The following is a 19287-nucleotide window of genomic DNA, read 5'->3' as shown; positions in this document are numbered from 1 at the left end:
CGAAGGTTGCGATAGAACGCGAGGGTTTGGTCGGTGCGGGCGAGCCATTCTTCGGCGGGCGCCGCATCCGCGCTCGTCTGCGGCATTCCGGCCGTTCCCGTGCAACGTTGCGATGCCGCCCCATAGTGATGGTAGGAAAACGCGTCGATATCCGTACCCATCCGACGAAGCATGTCACGTGTCGGGATGACGCCGTGAGACCCGTAGTGAATCATCGCGTCCGGAGCGGTCGTCTCGCCGGCGGACCCGGGACCAGCTCTCTCGATCAGCACCTGCCATGGCTCGACGACCAATGGGCAGCCGGTTGCCGAAACGGCGCTGAACTTTGGCGCCGCTTGCGGGCGCGCGGCTTCCGAGGCTCGCCGCCGGAGGTTCGCCCCCACACGTTGCGTTTGGCTGGCCACCATGGCATTCTGGGTGCAACCTCGCGGCTACACCCCGGGCTACACTAGAGATCTCTGGCGTGCAGTAAGACCTGATTTTACGGGGCTTTCTCGAAGCCGTTTTATTGTGGCGGAGAGGGAGGGATTCACTCCCCCGTCAAGCTGGATGCCCATCGCTCATCAGAGGTCCCCGGTGCCCGAGCGAACCATCGCCCAAATCGGTCCGACGGCTCCTGATACCTAACTGCCGCCAACATACATCTACAACAGTTTGAGACGGCTCCTAGTGAGGCTTGGGCCGTAGCGAGCATTGCTCGCCTGGCGATCGGCAAGGAGCCCTAAGCACCGCGAGCCCTTCCGCCGCGCTACCGCTTCAATAGCTCGCTGACCTCCACACCCAGAGCCTTCGCCAGCTTTGCCAACATCGTGACCGATGCGCTGTAGACACCTGTCTCCAGCTGGCTGATGTAGCTGCGATCGACTTTCGCCTGAAACGAAAGCTCTTCTTGGCTGAATTTTCTCTCGTGGCGGAGACGCCTCAAGTTCCGAGCAACAATCTGCTTCATCTCGTCCATCGACGGCGAGATGCTTCCTGTTGAGTAAACTCATCAACTGAGTGTACTCAACAAAGAGGAGAGGCTTGTGCCGGTTGATCTCGAACCTTTCATTGAACTCCCAAGGCACGATTGTGCCGGGCTCGCGAGCGATGCATACCGCTTCGGCTACCGATGCACGGAGACCGGTGTCCCCGCCGCTATCGTTGAAATCGCGGCTACGACAGTAGCTCAATGCGTTCCATTGAAAGTTTCCGCTCGAATGACGATCGACGGGAAGATCGTCGTCCACGCTCAACTACCAGGCGTCGATCACGGCACGCCTAGCGGCGAATGCGAGGCGGTTTCCCTCATAGAGTTGGTTGAAGCAGCTCTCAGCGTCGACAACCTCCGCATGGAGGAGGCCGGCCGGCGCGAACTCCTCACCTTCCTCCGAGCGCTCGAGATTTCCATCCAGCGGATAAAGGTTGCCCTCGCGGCGATGTAACTCGATGGCGTCATGGCATCAAGCTTGAGAACGGGCAGTGAAGATCACTCGCCTTGATGCGCACCATGCGGATGTTGATCACAAGCCGGCGTGGTCCCTTGGCTTCCCCCCGCCGGCAAGCACCGCACGTTGCGCGTATCCAGGACCGATCCGTTCGCCTGAAAAGCTCGACGCGCGATCCGAACTGGCGCTACTTTCCGCCACCCGGCACGAGCACCGGTTCCCCTTCCTGCCTTTGCCATTCTCTCTCCGGCCAAGCATGACTTCGAATTCGTCGACGACGCCGCGCGTGCCGCAAGATCTTCTCGAAGAAGACCCCGGATATGAGAAGCCAGCGAGCTGCATCAAGACGCAGACCCAACTAACAAACGGTAGCATTGCCTTAGGCCGTAGTTGCCGACATGGCACCTTGCCGTGTCGCCAACTCTTGGATGTGCAGACAACCACTTAGCCGCCCTTCGGCGACAGTGCTTTTATCTTGCCATCCGCCCTACCCTCGTAAGCGTCCGGTTCTCGCACGTCTTTCGAGGATGCCTTGCCGTTCCATATTGGATTTTCCTGCAGCATGGAGAATCTCGTGGGGCGGAAACAATATGAGAACAGAGCACGCCGAACCTGGTGGTCGGTGCACATCGAGGCGTGGCGTAAGAGCGGGCTCAGCCGGCGCAGTTACTGCCGTCAGCATCGCCTGGATCAGGGCTCTTTTGCACGCTGGCTGAGCGTCCTTGTCGACGTAGAAGCCCTTAAGGTACAGGCCGAATTGAAGCGTGAAGAGCGCTGTCTGCGGCGGCCTCTCAAGCTGTCCAGCGACGCGCGCAGCCGTGCCGTCCAGGCGTTCTGGGCCATGCATGTTGAGGCGATGACATGGTCCGGGATGAGCGTGCGGGCGTACGCCAAGGCCCATGGAATCTCGCGTTTTGGTATGCAGCGGTGGCGCGATCTGATCGATACCAACGAGGTGGAAATCGACTGGCGAGCGCAGCTTCACCCGAGTGCCCGGGCGCAAATAAGCACTAGTGCTAAGGGTAGTGCTAAGGAGACGGACAGCAAATCGGTCTTGACAACGCCTGCGGTTGGCGATGCGGAAACGCCGGCGAAGTCGACCCGGCGCAACTTCACCGCCGAGGAAAAGCTGGCGATCGTGCTCGAGGTCGAGCGCACGGGACAGACGGTATCATCGGTCGCGCGACGGCATCGGATCGTCACCAGCGTGCTGTTCCGATGGCGCGCCGAGCTCGGCTTCGGCAAGGACAAGCGTTCAAAATTGGCTCGGGTCGAGCTCGCAAACGCAGCGTCGGAGGCTCCTTCGGCCCTCGTTCTGCATGATCTATTACAGCCACCAGATGGCATGGTGGCGGTCGAACTGCCCGACGGACGGCGCGTCTTCGCTCCCGCCGATGCTGATCCGGACATCGTCCGGCGACACGTCGCCGACCGGGAGAGCGCGTCATGATGATCGTTCCGGCGGGCGTGAAGGTGCATCTGGCTCTGGGGTACACCGACATGAGAAAGGGCCTCGACGGGCTCGCGACCATCGTCCAGGAAACGTTGAAGAAGGACCCATTCTCCGGCCACCTGTTTGCCTTCCGAGGCAAGCGGGCACAGCTCGTTTCATTGTACGTCCCTTTGTCAGATACCGGGTAGGCGGATCATTCTATCATATTGATAATCAATGTAGTTTCTCGGCCGACGCTCGATCACGCGCTGCACCGCTATACGTACTGTTTCCGAGCTCAGCGCGTCGACAGGAACCAACCATTGCGAGCCCTTGATTGCTTGTGTGGCCGGCAAGATGTCCTTCAGCACCAAGCTCTTTGCTGATCCGACGCAAATTCCAAAGTGTGCCGCAGCCTTCGCAAGGCTGATCATTTTGCCGTCGGACGATGCGGGGTCGTATTCCGGCAAGCCCAGGCGTTCGCGCATTTCCCGCACGCGAACAGTCGTCCAGGTCTCGCCGTCGCCGGTCTTGCAGCGCATCCGATTGAGCGACACGGCGAGCTCTCGATCAGGCCAATGACCAGCGAGTTTACGAAGTGCGTCAACGGCAGTCGGTGCCATGTCGCCCGGATATCGGCCCGTCTTAACGCGAGCAACGCGAACCTCCGTGTGCCGGCCGCCGGTCCAGTGGATGAGCAGAACCGCCTCATTGGTGTTCCTATCGAGATCGCAAACAATCTCTCGGACCACAATGTGAACCAGCCGCTGCTTGGTGCGCGTGTCCGTGGACGGTGCATTCCAAACCCGCGGAAGATCATGCGCAAGTTGCAGAAGCAGGGCGCGGTCGATCTTGGGACTTTCCGCCGATGCGGTGCGCAGCTCCTTTACACGACCTTCAAGCTCGGCAACCCGCTCCAATGCGCCATTCCAGCGCGCCTCGAGTTCGCGGGCAACGTGGCGCTTGGCCGGATCCACAAGCTCGTATCGGCGTGCAGCAAGAGACGCTTCGTAGCGTACGACTTCAAGCTCCCGTTCGACGGCCGTGATGATCTCTTGTCTTGAGCGCTCAACCTGGTCGGACGCCAATATCGCTGCTTCAACAGCCCGATCGGAGACGGCCTCAAGGATTTGCAGCGCGACCGCACGATCGACCCGCACCCCGCCGATGCCGATACATAGGCCAGCGCCGACATGGGCGTCATCGCCGCGGCATTGATAACGATGGGCATTCCCCTTGGCCTGGCCGTAGAACACACGCATCATCCGCCCGCAATGGCCGCACCGCATCAATCCGGTCAGAAGTGCGCGTCCCCCGCGCGCCGATTTTCGCGAGCAGTTCTTCTTCATGTGGGCGTTTTCCAGCAGCAGCCTCTGATTGTCCTCATACTCCTGCCAGCTGACATAGCCGGGATGATTGTCGCGCAGGAGAACATTCCATTCCTCCCGCGGCTTTTTGAACCCGCTGACCTTGCGGGCGCGACCGTCCACGATCCGTGTCTTCTGGGCGATTCGGCCAAACGCATAGGCGCCAGCATAGAGCGGATTGTGCAGGATCTGCATCACCGTGTGATAGGCCGGCGCCTTCCAGCTGAGCTTGTAGATTTGAACGTTTTTTAGAACCACAGGCATTTTGATGTCGGCAGCACGCAGCCAAAGAAAGACCTGCCGGGCGCTACCGAGCTCGCGGAACTTCGTGAAGACGAGTCGAACCAATCCCGCCACATGTTCGTCGGGATCCATTTCGATCTTGCCGAGTTCACTCCAACAAAATCCAGGTGGAAGCATGAAGCGGTACTCGCCGCGCTTGGCCTTAGAGTCCCGAGCGGCGATTCCACGTTGGCGAAGCAGGCTCAGCTCATACTCCGACATCGTTCCCTTCAGTCCGAGAAGCAGGCGGTCGTTGACAAGCCGCGGATCATAGGCGCCGTCGGGATCAATGACCAACGCGCCCGCGAGGGCGCATAGGTCGATCAAGTGATGCCAGTCGCGTCCATTGCGCGCCAGCCGCGACGCCTCAATGCAATAAACGGCACCGACGTTACCCGAACAAACCATCGCCACAAGCCGCTCAAATCCGGGCCGTTGAGTGCTGCCAGAGCCTGAGCGGCCAAGATCATCGTCAATTACCGCCACCGACTTAAATCCGGCGGTTTCCGCGGCCTGCGCCAGGTCATATTGCCGCCGCTGGCTTTCGAGATTCCCCATAACTTGGGACATTGTCGATTGGCGAACATAGACGACGGCGGCGCGGTCGAGGTGATCACGTGTGATCTTGACACTCATGGTCACCTCCCGACATCTGAGCGGGTTCGACGCCAGCCGCTTCCAGCAACAGATCGGCGAGCGCCTCGATCAGACCTTTGGGATTGGCGCCCAGCGGGTTCTGGGGAATCCGAAGACGCAGATCCAGACCCAGTTGCATCGGCTCGCGATATTGGCTTTTTCTCCGCACGTCCTTTCTCCCTCTTCAAAGAAGGACGGGATTGTGCGCCCGACGCCTGAGTCGCGCCCAGAAGCTTCAGAACAGCAGCAAATTCGTTCAGCCCCTCAATACTGACCTGCGGCGGTCCTAGCGCCATGCCGGCGCAGTAGCTTTCGTCGAGCATCCAATTGGGAACTTCGCGGCTAAACCCACGCCGCTCCTCTGTGTAGATGCATTTCAGCTCCTTGCCGCGTCGGAACGGTGCCACCTGAAGCGTCCGCCCAAAAAGCGGATGCCACGGATACGCAATCTTCGCGCTTCGAAGACTGTATGCAGAATGTCGAGTGTTGGGCGAGCATGCTGAAGATTCTGTTCTGGGACGGCAACGGGCTCTGTCTGTTCACCAAGAAGCTCGATCAAGGCGGCTTCATCTGGCCTAGAATGAGCGATCCCGGCGGCACGGTCACGTTGTCGCCGGCGCAACTGGCGATGCTTATCGAAGGCATCGACTGGCGCACGCCGGAGCGTCGATGGCGCCCTGCAATTGCGGGCTGAGAGCGCCAAAACCCCTTGTAATATAGCGAATCCGCTTCATCGAATCGGCGCATCCGAGTAGAATCGGATATGCAGCTTGACCTCAACAATCTGCCGTCTGACCCAGCGCTTTTGCACCGTCTGGTGCGCGACATCGCCTCGCTGATCGAGCATCGAAACAGTGAGATCGAGCGCCTCCGTCTGATCATCAAACAGCTTCAGCGCGCGCAATATGGGCGGCGCTCCGAGCGTCTCGACGCAGACCAGTTCGCGCTCGGATTTGAAGATCTGGACACCGATCTGGTGGTTGCGGAGACCAATCCGGACGCGTTTGCAGCACCCGCGCCGTCTCCCTCCGCACCGCCGAAACGCAAATCGTTGCCCGATCATTTGCCACGCGAAGAGATCGTTCTCGGTGCCAGCGGCGAGCCTTGCGCATGCTGCGGCGGCGCGTTGCATGCCATCGGCGAGAGCGTCAGTGAGATGCTGGATTGGGTGCCGGCTGAGTTGCGCGTCGTGCGTATCCGCCGCCCGAAATTTGCCTGCCGGGCATGCGGGACCATCACTCAGGCCCCTGCTCCCGAGCGCCCCATCGCGGGCGGATTGGCCACGCCGGCCCTGCTCGCCCAGGTGCTGGTGAGCAAGTATTGCGACCACACGCCGCTGTATCGCCAGGCGCAGATTTTTGCGCGCCACGGCGTCGAACTGGAGCGCTCGACACTCGCTGGCTGGGTTGGCGGCGCATGCTGGTGGTTCGAGGCTTTGCACGAACGACTCTGCAAAAACGTGTTCGCTTCCGACCATCTTTTTGCTGATGACACGCCTATCCCGGTGCTGGATCCAGGCCGAGGACGGACGAAAACAGGGCGCTTGTGGGTCTATGCCCGCGACCAGCGCGGCTGGGGTGGACCGGCGCCGCCGGCAGCAGTTTACCTGTTCGCGCCGGATCGAAAAGCCGAGCGCCCCGCCTCGCATCTCGAGCAATTTAAGGGCGTTCTGCACGTCGATGGCTATGCCGGCTTCGAGCGGCTGACCGGTAGCGGCGACATCATTCTTGCCGCCTGTTGGGCTCATACAAGGCGCAAGTTTTACGAAATTGCAGAGGCAGACGGTGCGCCGTTGGCGCTGGAAGCACTGCGCCGGATCGGCGAAATCTACGCCGTCGAGAGCAGAATCCGCGGTCAGTCGCCCGCGCATCGACTGGCTACGCGGCGCTCGTTATCCAAGCCGCACGTGGACAACTTCCGGGTCTGGATGGAGACGCAGATCCCCTTGCTACCCGGTCGTGCCAAGCTTGCCGAGGCGATGCGCTACGCTCTCTCGCGTTGGGATGGACTGACACGCTTCCTGCATGACGGCCGCGTCGAGCTCGATACGAACCCCGTTGAGCGCGCGATCCGCCCTGTCGCGCTCGGGCGCAAAAACCACCTTTTTGCCGGGAGCGACGGCGGCGGAAAGCGCTGGGCGGTGCTCTGTTCGCTCATCGAATCCTGCAAATTGAACGGCGTCGAGCCCTACACTTATCTTCGCGATGTGCTCACGCGGATGGTCGATGGACATCCCGTCAACCGCCTCGACGAACTGCTGCCATGGGCTTGGAAGGCCGAGAATCCCGTCAAGGAATAAGGTCTGGTGCAAGCTCCGGACGCTTACCTACCCTCCTCCGTCCTCAGGCTTCGTTGGTCAGGCTTTGCTCAAATTGCCAAGCGATCCATCCTGCGTTCAGTCGGACCGACGTGAATTGAGGCCTTTCACTCGACAAACGAGAGACAATTCGAGCTCTCGGAGCAAGAGTGGACACGTCATTGTGGCTCGTTAGATCAGCGAAATAGCACGCGTGGAAATCGAAAATCAGAGCTCGATCCGACGCAAAATTCCGATCGCTCAGCCGAAGACACTGCCCCAAAATCGATCCGGTCGATCGCATTATTTCGAGCGGCGAAGCCCCTTTTTCTGAACGCAAGAATACCCTTCTGCCTTCCTTCAAAGCGGCGCAAGAAACATAAAAAAGCCCCGCCTCCGAGGAGGCGGGGCCGACGATCCGTCAGGGTCAATCGCCGCTGCGGCGCGACCAGATGAGGGTGAATCTCTCGTCGCCTTCGACCTTCACCAGCGAGGCGTAGATCGGAGCCGGGAAGCTCGGATCGTCGAGCTTGACCGAGAGATATTCGCGCTCGCTGTCGCGGGCGGTCTTCTTCCAGGCGGCGCCGAACTCGGTTGCGCCTGCGAAGATGCGGTAGTCGGGAGCTTTGTCGTTGTCCTTCTCGGATGCGACGAGCTTTGCCTTGATGTTGAGCGTCAGCGTCTTGATCGAGCCGGCGTAGCCGGTGTCGGAAGCGGTGAAAGTGCCGATGGTCGCCATGATAATCTCCGTCTGTCTTTGCTCGGGCCGCGCCCATCGCAGCCTCGATGGCGATCCCTTGCCCGGGGAGCGATCGGCCCGCAGCCACAAGGCCCGCAGCGCCAGCGGAGGACGGCGAAGCCTGCTTTTTTGTCTTCCCGCGAGGAATGCCGGCCACTTCGCGGCAGGGGAAAAAAGCAGGCGCAGCCGTTGCGGGAAGGCGATCGAGGCTCTTGCCGCCCCTCGGGCTTGATCAGCCCAATCGAGACTGCGTTGGACGCGAGCACATGACTGAACTGTCAGAGATTTTCATGGCGACCGCCCCCTCGCAGCATCAGACAACGGCTGGATCGGTCGAAGAAAAGCCAATGTCCGCGCATCAATCGCAGGGCAGACGCAGCCGAATCAACGCAAGCGAACCCAACCACATCTGCGCGCAATGAGCCTACGGCGTCGGTAGAATTGTCGACCCAAACGCGCTCTCGATGCGCGCAGTCAAGACGCGATCCGAGCTTCCCGGCCCCGATCTACGCCTCGCTGGACGGATCGTCCCCCGATCGGATGAAGCGCTTGTGTAGGGAATCGCCACTTTGCAGCTATGGAATCGGCCGCGCGCCACAGGCGTGCGGCCGAAATTTTTGACCCGTCGGGGCCGCTTACGCGGCCCCGACGCCGGTATCACTCCGCAGCCTGCGAACGGGGCTCGCCGTCCTGCGCCTCGCTTTGCGCATCAGTTTGCCCCTGTGGGACGTCCGTCCTTAGCAGCGACGGCAGCCAGTCAGTTGCGGCCAGCAGCTGATCTGCGGCCTGCGCCATATCGGCCTTCTTCATGTCCGACAGGCGCTCAGCCGCCTCCTCGCTGACGGCTTCGCGCACGGCCTCCAGAATGCCCGCCTTGGTGACGCGGCCGAGATAACTGCGCACCGTCGGGCGCCAGTAACCGGTCATGTCGAGGGCCACGACTTCGGCCAAACGGCGGGCCGCCGCCAGGGCGTGCGGCCTCCGGTCAAATGGCAATTTGACCGCATTGACCGTCAGGGAGACGCAATGCGCGAACAACGCCATGCGGCTGTCGTGGTCGAGCTCGGCCACGAAATCCCACAGCCCGCTCGGGTCCGGGGGCATCTGCCTCGCCCAATTGGCGTGGCGATCCGACCACGCCTTTCCGGCCACCGTGTCCTCGATACCGGCCGCATGCACGGCCAAATCCGTTTTCACCGGTTGAACGCCGACGACATGGGCATTGGCCCCGAAATAGAAGATTTGCGCGGAGAGCGCATGGGTAACCGCCACGATGGCGACGTCAGGCTGCTCACTCAAATTGAGACGCAGCCCCAAGGTTCGGTGCGAAGTAAGGTCGCGAACAAGAGCGTCGGACAGCGGCTGGTCCTCGTCCTCCTCGTCGCTCGCGCTCTCGTCGTCTTCGCCATCCGGCGCGGCTTCCTCGCCTTCCCGGTCGTCCTCATCCCGCGCCTCGGCGTCGCCTTCAGGCCCGGTTTCAGCCTCGGGCTTCTCGTCTCCGGGGCGGATAAAGCCGCGCTCGATCCGGACTGAGCCATCGTGATTGAGGATCACAAAGGCCCCGCCGCGCGCGACGTCGTCGGGATCGTAAGCCTGCCGCTTTGCTTCCAGCCGCTCGATTTCGGTTTCCAGTTCGCCAAACCGCGCGTCCACGTCGTCAGACAGTTCCTCGGCCGTCTGATGCTGTTCGGTCAGCCGGTCGAACTCGGTCTGGACTGCCCGAAGGGCGGCCTGATCTTCCGCCGACAGCTCGACCGGATGCGGATAGATGCGGCGCATCCCGTGGGCATGCGGGAAGTCGAGATGGGCTTCCGTCCACCGCCATCCCTCGGCCGACCGCAGGGTATCGGCCTCGCGGCCAAGCCTTGCGGTCACCAGCAGATCGAGCAGTGCGACGTCTTCCAGATAGCCGCCGCGATCCTCGGTGAAGAGGTCGCGCAGGATCGTGCCGCCCGCTTCCGTATAGGCCTCAAGGCCGACAAAACGCGCGCGGCGATCCGTGGCCGCGACATGGGTTTCGGTGAGCAGGCGACGGATGGTCGAGGCATCAGGGTCAAAGGGCAGGCGTTCATAGACGGCTTCCTGCCGGGCATGATCATCCGTGATGGCAAACGTCATCAGCTGCTCGAGGGTAAGATCGCCGTCGCGATAGAGCTGCACCAATTTGGGCGAAACCGCCCCCAACCGCAGGCGCTGCCGCACCACATGCGCCGTCACGCCGAAGCGGGCTGAGATCTCTTCCGCGCCGAGCCCCCGTTCTTCCGCCAGCTTCCTGAACGCCTCGAACTGATCGGCGGGATGCATATTCTCGCGGGTGACGTTCTCGTCCAGGCTGATTTCGTGGGGATCGTTCGCGGTATCGACGATGCAGCGGATCGGCTCCGTCTTCTTGATCTCCTTCCGCTTCACCCGCAGCAGCTGAGCAAGCCGCCTGCCCTCGCCGATGGTTACGAGATAGAAGCCGGTAGCCGCTCCCTCTCCATCGAACTCCGGCTCGACCACGAGATTCTGCAGGATGCCCTTGGCGGCGATACTCGCCGCATAGCCCTCGATCGCCGCCTCGCTGTGCGGCGTCTTGCGCGCATTGTTCGGGGACTTCTTCAGTTTGTTGAGCGGAATGAAAATCTCCGTCCCGCTCGCGGGAATGATTTCAACTGACTTGGCCGACATGACCATTCTTCCTTTTGCTTCCATGGGTGCAAGGCGCACCACGCGCCTGCACCCCTGCCCGTCGGCGAGATCGGGGGTAGCAAGTGCCAGGGCGACCCGAGCGGTGGGGGATCGCCCGCCCGAAAAGGGCCGCTTCACGAGAAGCGGGTCTGCACAAGCGTGCATTGTCGTCCAAAGTCGGCGGAGTGAGAGAAGCGCGGAAGACCGGGGAGACCGCTCGGGGCGGCGCCGGCAAAAGCCGGCGCTGCACCCTGGTGCGCGCGAGGGGCGGAGCCCCTGAGATCTCAATCATGAGAGTGACGAGCAGCTCGAGAGAGAAGAAGCCCAAGGCAGAGTGAGAAAATCAGGAAGGCAGCCGCCGACAGGGCAGTGATAGCGACGCGGGCATGCAATGACCACGGGCCCCGAGGCGACTGCAGTCGCGAGACCGGTCAACAAGGCACCCGAACGCGGGACAGTGATAGCGACGCCGGCATACAATGACGGCGGGGCCCGCGGGCGAGTGCCTCCGGCGAGCGACACATTATATCTATCGCTACTTATCTATCTCTCCTTGCGCGAGGGATCGAATCCGGATGGCCGAGCCGCCATGCGGCTCGGTTGACGAGAGCCCAGTGCGGCGATAGCCGCACGCGCACCCAAATTAGAACCAATCGGACGGCGGGGCGGGGAGAGTAAGATCATTCGAAATCACCACCTCCGGCCATCGAACGATTCGCCGCGTCTCAAGACAATGTGAGCCGCCTGATCGGGCTTGATTGCAATTGCGCGATCGCATTCCCGCAAGGCGGGAGCTTGATCTCGATGCCGCTGCTTGCAGTTGCGCCGGCTGATGAAAAGGCGAAGCTCGTACTCGCGTTGGAGCGAGTTGCAACACTGGATCTTCGATGGATTCCGATCGGAAAAATGGCCAGCGCCTGGTGTCACGCGAACAGGCCGCATCCTATTGCAGCCTGTCCGTCAGCGCTTTTTCCAGATGGGTGAAGAGCGGGATACTGCCGCCTGCTCTTTCCGGTACATCGCGGTGGGACTTGAAAGCGATCGACCACGCGCTAGACTCTCTGAGCAAGTTACCCGCATCCGAAACTTTCGACGTTGCGAGTTCTGCCTTGGACGAGTGGAGAGCGAAGCGTGCGCGTCAATCTGAAGGGCATACATAGAGTCACACGACTGCTCGCAAACGGCGAGATGCGAGTCCACTACTATGCATGGCGCGGTGGCCCGGCGATTACGGAAAAGCCAAACACACCAGAGTTCTTGCTCGCATATAATGAGGCGCACGCAAGTCTGCGACAGCCCCGCGTGGGCACCTTCATGACGATCATTGCCCAATACAAGGCGGCACCAGAATTCACCGGCCTTGCCGCATCCAGTCGCCGCTCGTACCTCACCTATCTCAAGCTGATCGAGAACGAGTTCGGCGACCTGCCGCTGGCGGCGCTCGCCGATCGTCGCGTACGCGGCGACTTCAAGAACTGGCGTGACTCGTTCGCCGAGACGCCCCGCAAGGCCGATTATGCCTGGACCACCTTGGCGCGGATCATGTCGTTCGCCAAGGATCGCGGCATCATCGCAACCAACCCATGCGAGCGTGGCGGCCGCCTCTATGCGGCGGATCGAAAGGACAATATCTGGGGCGAGCAACAGATTGCAGCCATGCTCGAGACCGCCAGCGTTGAGATCAAATTGGCGCTCGTGCTGGCTCTGTGGACCGGCCAGCGGCAGGGCGATCTCTTACGGCTGCCGTGGTCGGCGTATGACGGCTCCGATATACGGCTGCGCCAGTCGAAGACAGGCCGCCGGATCGCGATGCCTGCGGGAGCTCCGCTCAAGGCCGTACTGGACAAGACCGAGCGGCGAAGCCCGCTCATCCTGACCAATTCCTACAGCCGCCCCTGGACGTCCGATGGCTTCCGCACCTCGTGGTCGAAGGCCTGCGACCGCGCCGGGGTCGAAGATCTTACGTTCCACGACCTCAGGGGAACCGCGGTGGTCAGGTTGGCCGTCGCCGGCGCGACCGTGCCGCAGATCGCGACCTTTACCGGACATAGCCTGAAGGATGTCGAGGCGATTCTCGACGCGCATTACCTCGGCCGCGACATTCAGCTGGCTGAGGCAGCCGTGCTGAAGCTCGAAGCGAGAACAAAACTGTAAACGGCGAGAGATCGCAAACTGATCAAGACAGCTAAGTCATTGAAAAGCTTGGTGGGCGCACCAGGGCTCGAACCTGGGACCCGCTGATTAAGAGTCAGCTGCTCTACCAACTGAGCTATGCGCCCGGAACTTGTCCGGAAATGACCCTCGCAAGAGAGGCCGTCGTTTAGCAAAGCGATTCCGCGATGTCCAGCAAGCTGGGGCAACTTTTCCCGACTTTCTGACAGCCGAAAGGCCGCCGGATTCCGGCGGCCTTTCATAGGCTTGGCAAGGATGCCGGCGGCTGGCTCTCAGAGCCGGCCGGAGCGCTCCTGATCCGCACCGTCATCGCGGTCGAAATGATGGTCGCGGCCGCCGCGCTCCCAGCGGTCCATGCCGCGCTCGAGGCGATGGCGGCGCCAGCCCTCGGCGCCAAAGCCGCGCCCTTCCATGTGGGTGAGCATGGTCAGCCGCCGCTTCTGGTTGTCGTCGAGCGTCTTGTAGAGCGGGTCGGCGGCATCGGCGATCTTCTGCAGCGACGTCGCGGTCGAGGCCATGTTGTCGGCGCGCTCGCGCAGCCGCGCGACCGGATCATCCGGCTTCGCGGCCTTGTCCGCATCGGTCTTCTCCGCGGCCATCCGCGCATTCGCGCGATCGAGCCGCATCTTGGCGAAGTCGCGCACCGCGGTTTCGACCGGCGGCCACAGTTTCTCCTGATCGGCGGTCAGCTTCAGCCCGGCGTGCACCGCGGCAATGCGCGCGTCGAGGAAGGCGGCCCGGTCCTCGGGGCTCATCCGCATCTGGCCATGGAACCACGGGCGATGCTGGGCATAGACCGCGGTCGAACCGGCAATCGTGAGCGCCGCGATGCCGGCGAGCAGAACTTTCTTCATCCAAACCTCCTTTGAAGGTTGCCTGAGAATGATACCGCCTGCTGCGGCCTTCAACTTACGGATTGGACAGAGAGACCTTTCTTGCCAAGATGTAATCCGCTTCATTGCCCGCCAGAAACATCCAAAGCGCGAGATCGCGCTTTGGTTTTCTGATTGTTTGCGCATGATCTCGTCGGAAAACCGCTTCACACTTTCCGGATCATCTGCTCGCTAGATCATTCCCAACAGCCGCGGCAGCCACAGCGAGATCTCCGGCACGTAGGTGATCAGGCCGAGGAACACCAGCATCGCGCATAGCCACGGCAGGACCGAGATCGTGATCTCGCTGATGCCCATCTTGGCGATGCTGCTCGCGATGTAGAGATTGAGCCCGACCGGCGGATGGCACAACCCGACCTCGGTGTTGACGATCATCAGGATGCCGAGATGCACCGGATGCACGCCGAGCTTGGTCGCCAGCGGAAACAGGATCGGCGCCATGATCAGGAGGATCGACGACGGGTCCATCACGTTGCCGGCGAGCAGCAGGATGACGTTGACGACGAGCAGGAACATCCAGACCGAGAAGTTCTTGTCGATGATCCAGGCCGCCATCTCCTGCGGGATCTGTTCATGCGTCATCAGGAACGAGAACAGCACCGCGTTGGTGATGATGTAGAGCAGCATCGAGCTCATGCTCGCCGCCTGCAGCAGCACCTTCGGCACCTCGGAGAGCTTCAGCTCCTTGTAGACGAACACGGTGATGAAGAAGGCGTAGGTCGCGGCGACGGCCGCTGCTTCCGTCGGCGTGAAGATGCCGCCATAAATGCCGCCGAGCACGATGACGATCAGCGACAGGCCCCAGATGCTTTCGCGGAACGCCGTGAACTGCTGGCCGATGGTCGCGCGCGGCATCTTCGGATAGCCGTTGCGCTGCGCCACGAAGAAGGTCACCGCGGCCAGCATCAGCGCGAGCAGCACGCCAGGCACGATGCCGGCCATGAACAGCGCGCCAATCGAGGTGTTGGTGGAAACGCCGTAGAGCACCAGGATGATCGAGGGCGGCACCAGGATGCCGAGCGCGCCCGAGGTCGAGATCACGCCGACGCCGAACCGCTTCGGATAGCCGTGATCGACCATCGCCGGCATCATGATCGAGCCGATCGCGACCACGGTGGCGACGCTCGAACCCGAGATCGCCGCGAACATCGCGCAGGCCGCGACGCCGGCCAGCCCAAGGCCGCCGGGCAGATGCCCGACCAGCGAGGTCGTGAACGCGATCATGCGCCGCGCGACGCCGCCGCGGGTCAGGAAGGTGCCGGCCAGGATGAAGAACGGGATCGCCATGATGCCGAAATTGTCGAGGCCCGAAAACAGCTTCAGGCCGACGCTCTCGATCGGCACCTCGGTCATGGTGAACAGGAAAGTGAGCACGGTCAGGCCGAGCGAGATCGAGATCGGCATGCCCGTCAGCATGAGGGCAAATAGCAGTCCGAAGATAAGTGCGGCGCTCATCACGCTTCTCCGAGCGCGACGGGCGCGGTCTTGCTGGTCTCGACGCCATCGACATGGGAGGCGTCATGGTGCGGCAGCTCGTCGGTCCACCAGTAATTCCAGCACACCTGCAGGAAGCGGAAGCACATCAGATAGGAGCCGAGCGGGATGCAGGCGTAGACGATCCAGCTCGGGATCTCGAGGTCGGGCGAGACCTGGTCGGTGTGCATCAGCTCGAACACGAACTTGGCGCCCATGGTGCCGACGATCGCGGTGAACAGCGCGCCGCCGAGCAGGCCGAAGCTGATGGTGCGCTTGCGCCAGGCGTCATTGAGGCGATTGATCAGCACGTCGACGCCGACATGGATGCCGGTGCGCACGCCATAGGCGGCACCGAACTTCGCCATCCAGATGAACATGTAGATGCAAAGTTCCTGCGACCATGCGAGATTGATGCCGAACAAATACGGATAGAGCACCGGCACGTCGACCAGGAAGCGGTGCACGACCGTGACGAAGGTCAGAAGCGTCGCAGCGCCCATCAGGCTCGCGATGATGATTTCCTCGAGCCGGTCCAGAATTTTCAGCAGCATTGATCTCCCCTGTCATGGCCGCCCCCTGCGGCCAGAGCACTAATCTCCCTCTCCCCGTTCCTACGGGGAGAGGGCTGGGGTGAGAGGCTCCGTCCGCGCACACGTTGATAGTTGCGTTCGCGGAAACTCCCTCTCACCCGAAATTCAAGCTGCGCTTGAATTTCGACCTCTCCCCGCACGCGGGACGAGGTGCAAACACCGCCTTAGTTCATCGGGCTGCGGCCCGTTTCCTTCAGGAATTCGTCGATCAGCGGCTGGCCGACGCGCGAGGCCACGTCCTTGTAGACCGGCATCATCGCCTTGCGCATCGCCTCGTCCTGCTCCGGCGTCAGCGAGATGATCTCGGTCTTGCCGGCCTTCTTGATCTCGGCGAGCGCGTCCTCGTTCTCCTTGGCGGACTGGTTGTTGCCGAACTCGGTGGCTTCCTTCATCGCCTTGTTGAGTTCGTCGCGGATGTCGGCCGGCAGGCCGTCCCAGAACTTCTTGTTCACGACCACGACGTAGCCGATGTAGCCGTGATTGGTGACGGTCGCGTACTTCTGCACCTCATGCATTTTCTGGGTATAGATGTTCGACCAGGTGTTCTCCTGGCCATCGACCACGCCGGTCTGCAGCGCCTGGTAGACGTCCGAGAACGCCATCACCTGCGGGATCGAACCGAGCGCGCGGAACTGGGCCTCCAGCACCTTCGACGACTGGATGCGGAATTTCAGTCCCTTGTAGTCGGCGGGCGCGATCAGCTTCTTGTTCGCGCTCATCTGCTTGAAGCCGTTGTCCCAATAGGCGAGACCGGTCATGCCCTTGGAATCCAGCTTCTTGAGCAGCTGGGCGCCGAGCGGACCGTCGGTCACCTTGCGCAGCGATTTCAGGTCGGGGAGGATGTAGGGCAGATCGAAGACTTCGAATTCCTTGATGCCGATCGGGCCGAACTTCGAGTTCGACGGCGCCAGCATCTGCACCGCGCCGAGCTGCAGTGCCTCGAGCTCTTCCTTGTCCTTGTAGAGCGTCGAGTTCGGATAGACCTCGACCTTCACCTTGCCGCCGGTGTACTTTTCGGCGAGTTCCTTGAACTTGTCGGCCGCCTTGCCCTTCGGCGTGTCCGAGGCCACCACATGGCTGAACTTGATGACGATCGGCGACTGCGCCGAGGCCTGCCCGACAAAGGTCAAAGCCGCGATCGACGCCGCAGCCAAAATAAATTTACGCATGTTTCCTCCCGCGTAATTGCGGAGCACGAACACCGGCCCCGAGACATCCGGTCGCACCATTACAGACAAGCCACGACGATTGCCATTGCCCCTTTAGCAGGGGCTAATTGCGCCATTGCTGCACTGCAAAATTCAATGCGACGGTATCCCTTTCGGCTCTTGCGACCGTTCATTGACACCGCCCCCACGCTGCGCCCGGCCGTGGCGGCGCGGTCAATGCGAGGTTTGGCAATGGCGGGTTCGCCGGGCGCGAATGCTGCGCGCTTCTTGCCGGCTGTCGTCCCTGCGAAAGCAGGGTCTGGAGAAGGTCGCCAGCAACTGCAACGGGGGATGCGAGTCGAGCCTGCCACACGGCAAAGACCCCTGGGTTGGGTGTAGCGAGTCGGCGGGCGGACAAACACATGGACCTTTCTCGTCAACATGCAGGGACAACCTCACCTACAAATCCTACGAGGATTGCGTCGAGACCAAGGTGTTCCTGGGCGAGTACCGAAATCGAGCCTACTGGGTTTGTAGCAGTCTGTCCGCCGCCGGGAAGTTTCAAGTCGCCGAACTCAAGCGATCCAGACATCCGCACTAGGACGTTTTCGAGTGAAGTGGATACCGGCTCGCGCGAAGAAAACGCGTCAACAAGAATCTAAGGCGTTCCGCTGACCGCCTAAAGCGCGATGAGATCAGGTTGAATCGTCATCGCGCTTTAGCTCTTTGTTTGAGCATGATCTTTTCGGAAAACCGCTTCGCACTTCTCCGGATCATGCTTTAGGCCACACGGCGATATTGGTAACGTGCCCCGCATGGACGCAGCGAACTTGCTGCGTCCATGAATGCCAGCCGGCATGGCCGCCTCTCGCTTGTCCTCACCGCGACGCGGTGCTGATGTTCTCGCCAAAGAACTTCCATGTCTTGCCGTCGAACTTCGCAAGCTTGAACGTGTCGAAGGTGGAGTAGTCCGTCGGCGACACCGATACCGTAATGCCGGGAAGCAGGAGCGGCAGCGAGACCTTGCTCAGGTTGGTGGCCTGCTTCAGCAGGTTCTCGCGCGTCAGCACGTCGCCGCAGTTCTTCAGGATGATGGCCGTGAACTGCGCCGACAGATAGCCGATCTGGTTGCTGCCATCGATCGGATTGCCCTCCGGATACCACTGCTTCATGAACGCCAGATAGTCCTGCACGCCCTTGTCGGTGTCCCATGCGGGGTCGCCCACCACCTTGGTCGCCAGCGCCGTCATCAGGCCGGTGGATGCTTCGGGGCCGGCAGGCTCGAGCACGCCGCCGATCGAGCTCGCGACGGACACGATGAAGTGCGTGGGCTTCCAGCCGAGATCGGCAACCTTGCGGATCGCCTGCGCGCCGAACTTCGGCGTCGTGATCGTCATCAGCACGTCGGCGCCCGCGGCCTTCAGATTGACGATCTGGGAATCGATCGTGGGATCGGTCACCTCGTAGCTGAGCTCCTTGACGATGAGACCGGCCTTCTCGCCCAGCCCCTCCTTGAAGCCCTTCAGATAGTCCTTGCCGAAGTCGTCGTTCTGGTAGATCACGCCGATCTTCGCGTTGGGCAGCTCCTTGGCAATGTACTTGGCGTAGATCTTCGCTTCCTGCGCATAGGGCGGATAGAACGGCGTGGTCCACGGGAATTCCTTCGGATCGTTCCACTTCGAAGCCCCGGTGGAGATCAGCAGATGCGGGATCTTCTTGCCGTTCAGATATTTTTGGATCGACGAGTTTGTCGGGGTGCCGAGTGACCCGATATTGGCAAGGATCTCATCCTGCTCCACAAGCTTGCGCGTCTGCTCCACCGTCTTCGGCGGGCTATAGCCGTCGTCCATGCTCAGCAGCGTGATCTTCCGGCCGTTGATTCCGCCCTGGCTGTTGATCATCTTCCAGTATGCGGCTTCGGCCCTGCCCTGCGTGCCATACGCCGAAGCCGGACCGCTGTAGGGCATGGTCTGCCCGATCTTGATTTCGGTATCGCTGGCGCCGGGATCGTATTTCTTGTCGGCAGCGAGAACCACCGAAGTGGAAACAAGGCCGAGCGCGGCGACGGCCGCGAGCGTGATGCAACGCATGTGTTCTCCCCATTCGCGTCGCTGTTTGCCGCGACGTCCGGCGAGATAATGATCATGCCCGCGCGAGAT

At 61.5% G+C, this 19287-nt stretch carries 16 protein-coding genes and 1 tRNA gene; 7 read left to right on the top strand and 10 right to left on the bottom strand.

Annotated features, from left to right (window positions below):
* Positions 1 to 748: 748 nt before the first annotated feature.
* Positions 749 to 958, bottom strand: coding sequence for a helix-turn-helix domain-containing protein (locus tag HAP47_RS13070; protein ID WP_069276524.1), 210 nt, complete (start codon positions 956 to 958; stop codon positions 749 to 751).
* Positions 959 to 1025: 67 nt separating this feature from the next.
* Between HAP47_RS13070 and HAP47_RS13065 the strand changes: the two genes are divergently transcribed.
* From HAP47_RS13065 to tnpB (HAP47_RS13055), 3 genes are all read left to right on the top strand, one after another.
* A complete protein-coding gene (locus HAP47_RS13065) occupies positions 1026 to 1424 on the top strand; it encodes a hypothetical protein (RefSeq protein WP_173637896.1) in 399 nt (132 codons plus the stop codon).
* Positions 1425 to 1989: 565 nt separating this feature from the next.
* A complete protein-coding gene (gene tnpA, locus HAP47_RS13060) occupies positions 1990 to 2877 on the top strand; it encodes an IS66 family insertion sequence element accessory protein TnpA (RefSeq protein WP_173637897.1) in 888 nt (295 codons plus the stop codon).
* The gene (gene tnpB / locus HAP47_RS13055) at positions 2874 to 3068 is read left to right on the top strand and encodes an IS66 family insertion sequence element accessory protein TnpB (RefSeq protein WP_231168861.1); all 195 of its coding nucleotides are present in this window, start codon (positions 2874 to 2876) and stop codon (positions 3066 to 3068) included. The genes tnpA and tnpB (HAP47_RS13055) overlap by 4 nt, the downstream gene beginning before the upstream one ends.
* Here the strand turns inward: tnpB (HAP47_RS13055) and HAP47_RS13050 are convergent.
* A complete protein-coding gene (locus HAP47_RS13050; RefSeq protein ID WP_173637250.1) occupies positions 3054 to 5144 on the bottom strand; it encodes a recombinase family protein in 2091 nt (696 codons plus the stop codon). The two genes, tnpB (HAP47_RS13055) and HAP47_RS13050, sit on opposite strands and share 15 nt — an antisense overlap.
* On the opposite strand from HAP47_RS13050, the gene HAP47_RS13045 reads away from it, so the two are divergent.
* The 3 genes from HAP47_RS13045 to tnpC all read left to right on the top strand — a co-directional run bounded on the left by HAP47_RS13045 (position 5128) and on the right by tnpC (position 7443).
* Positions 5128 to 5418 carry a hypothetical protein gene (locus HAP47_RS13045; protein ID WP_173637249.1) on the top strand — a complete coding sequence of 97 codons (291 nt, stop codon included), beginning with the start codon at positions 5128 to 5130 and terminating at the stop codon, positions 5416 to 5418. The two genes, HAP47_RS13050 and HAP47_RS13045, sit on opposite strands and share 17 nt — an antisense overlap.
* Positions 5419 to 5640: 222 nt before the next feature.
* A complete protein-coding gene (gene tnpB, locus HAP47_RS13040) occupies positions 5641 to 5838 on the top strand; it encodes an IS66 family insertion sequence element accessory protein TnpB (RefSeq protein WP_231168860.1) in 198 nt (65 codons plus the stop codon).
* Between the two features lie 69 nt (positions 5839 to 5907).
* The gene (gene tnpC / locus HAP47_RS13035) at positions 5908 to 7443 is read left to right on the top strand and encodes an IS66 family transposase (RefSeq protein WP_173637898.1); all 1536 of its coding nucleotides are present in this window, start codon (positions 5908 to 5910) and stop codon (positions 7441 to 7443) included.
* A gap of 424 nt (positions 7444 to 7867) precedes the next feature.
* Here the strand turns inward: tnpC and HAP47_RS13030 are convergent, their stop codons facing one another.
* A complete protein-coding gene (locus tag HAP47_RS13030; protein WP_173637899.1) occupies positions 7868 to 8179 on the bottom strand; it encodes a DUF736 domain-containing protein in 312 nt (103 codons plus the stop codon).
* Positions 8180 to 8836: 657 nt separating this feature from the next.
* Entirely contained in the window at positions 8837 to 10849 is a 2013-nt protein-coding gene (locus HAP47_RS13025) for a ParB/RepB/Spo0J family partition protein (RefSeq protein ID WP_176396217.1), read from the bottom strand.
* A 1314-nt stretch (positions 10850 to 12163) separates the two neighbouring features.
* Between HAP47_RS13025 and HAP47_RS13020 the strand changes: the two genes are divergently transcribed.
* A complete protein-coding gene (locus tag HAP47_RS13020) occupies positions 12164 to 13003 on the top strand; it encodes a tyrosine-type recombinase/integrase (protein WP_231168859.1) in 840 nt (279 codons plus the stop codon).
* 49 nt (positions 13004 to 13052) lie between these two features.
* Here HAP47_RS13020 and HAP47_RS13015 read toward each other — a convergent pair.
* The 6 genes from HAP47_RS13015 to HAP47_RS12990 all read right to left on the bottom strand — a co-directional run bounded on the left by HAP47_RS13015 (position 13053) and on the right by HAP47_RS12990 (position 19218).
* Positions 13053 to 13128, bottom strand: a tRNA-Lys gene (locus HAP47_RS13015).
* A 165-nt stretch (positions 13129 to 13293) separates the two neighbouring features.
* Positions 13294 to 13875 carry a Spy/CpxP family protein refolding chaperone gene (locus tag HAP47_RS13010; protein WP_173637901.1) on the bottom strand — a complete coding sequence of 194 codons (582 nt, stop codon included), beginning with the start codon at positions 13873 to 13875 and terminating at the stop codon, positions 13294 to 13296.
* 210 nt (positions 13876 to 14085) lie between these two features.
* Complete coding sequence (locus HAP47_RS13005; protein ID WP_173637902.1) at positions 14086 to 15369, bottom strand: TRAP transporter large permease; 1284 nt, start codon at positions 15367 to 15369, stop codon at positions 14086 to 14088.
* Complete coding sequence (locus HAP47_RS13000) at positions 15369 to 15941, bottom strand: TRAP transporter small permease (protein WP_092115779.1); 573 nt, start codon at positions 15939 to 15941, stop codon at positions 15369 to 15371. Before HAP47_RS13000 ends, HAP47_RS13005 begins: the two co-directional genes overlap by 1 nt.
* A gap of 203 nt (positions 15942 to 16144) precedes the next feature.
* Positions 16145 to 17149, bottom strand: coding sequence for a TRAP transporter substrate-binding protein (locus HAP47_RS12995; RefSeq protein ID WP_173637903.1), 1005 nt, complete (start codon positions 17147 to 17149; stop codon positions 16145 to 16147).
* An 857-nt stretch (positions 17150 to 18006) separates the two neighbouring features.
* The gene (locus HAP47_RS12990; RefSeq protein WP_173637904.1) at positions 18007 to 19218 is read right to left on the bottom strand and encodes an ABC transporter substrate-binding protein; all 1212 of its coding nucleotides are present in this window, start codon (positions 19216 to 19218) and stop codon (positions 18007 to 18009) included.
* Positions 19219 to 19287: the final 69 nt, after the last annotated feature.

It is taken from the genome of Bradyrhizobium sp. 41S5, assembly GCF_011516665.3.
Lineage (GTDB): Bacteria > Pseudomonadota > Alphaproteobacteria > Rhizobiales > Xanthobacteraceae > Bradyrhizobium > Bradyrhizobium quebecense.
Note: the sequence above shows the minus strand (reverse complement) of the source record. Positions and strands in the feature narration are given on the sequence as shown.

Bases quoted from the DNA above. Each gene is read 5' to 3' on its own strand.
- HAP47_RS12995 (WP_173637903.1), bottom strand. From the start codon at position 17,149: ATGCGTAAATTTATTTTGGCTGCGGCGTCGATCGCGGCTTTGACCTTT.
- HAP47_RS13000 (WP_092115779.1), bottom strand. From the start codon at position 15,941: ATGCTGCTGAAAATTCTGGACCGGCTCGAGGAAATCATCATCGCGAGC.
- HAP47_RS13025 (WP_176396217.1), bottom strand. From the start codon at position 10,849: ATGTCGGCCAAGTCAGTTGAAATCATTCCCGCGAGCGGGACGGAGATT.
- HAP47_RS12990 (WP_173637904.1), bottom strand. From the start codon at position 19,218: ATGCGTTGCATCACGCTCGCGGCCGTCGCCGCGCTCGGCCTTGTTTCC.
- HAP47_RS13050 (WP_173637250.1), bottom strand. From the start codon at position 5,144: ATGAGTGTCAAGATCACACGTGATCACCTCGACCGCGCCGCCGTCGTC.
- tnpA (WP_173637897.1), top strand. From the start codon at position 1,990: ATGGAGAATCTCGTGGGGCGGAAACAATATGAGAACAGAGCACGCCGA.
- HAP47_RS13005 (WP_173637902.1), bottom strand. From the start codon at position 15,369: ATGAGCGCCGCACTTATCTTCGGACTGCTATTTGCCCTCATGCTGACG.
- HAP47_RS13030 (WP_173637899.1), bottom strand. From the start codon at position 8,179: ATGGCGACCATCGGCACTTTCACCGCTTCCGACACCGGCTACGCCGGC.
- tnpB (WP_231168860.1), top strand. From the start codon at position 5,641: ATGCTGAAGATTCTGTTCTGGGACGGCAACGGGCTCTGTCTGTTCACC.
- tnpC (WP_173637898.1), top strand. From the start codon at position 5,908: ATGCAGCTTGACCTCAACAATCTGCCGTCTGACCCAGCGCTTTTGCAC.
- HAP47_RS13070 (WP_069276524.1), bottom strand. From the start codon at position 958: ATGGACGAGATGAAGCAGATTGTTGCTCGGAACTTGAGGCGTCTCCGC.
- HAP47_RS13020 (WP_231168859.1), top strand. From the start codon at position 12,164: ATGACGATCATTGCCCAATACAAGGCGGCACCAGAATTCACCGGCCTT.
- HAP47_RS13010 (WP_173637901.1), bottom strand. From the start codon at position 13,875: ATGAAGAAAGTTCTGCTCGCCGGCATCGCGGCGCTCACGATTGCCGGT.
- tnpB (WP_231168861.1), top strand. From the start codon at position 2,874: ATGATGATCGTTCCGGCGGGCGTGAAGGTGCATCTGGCTCTGGGGTAC.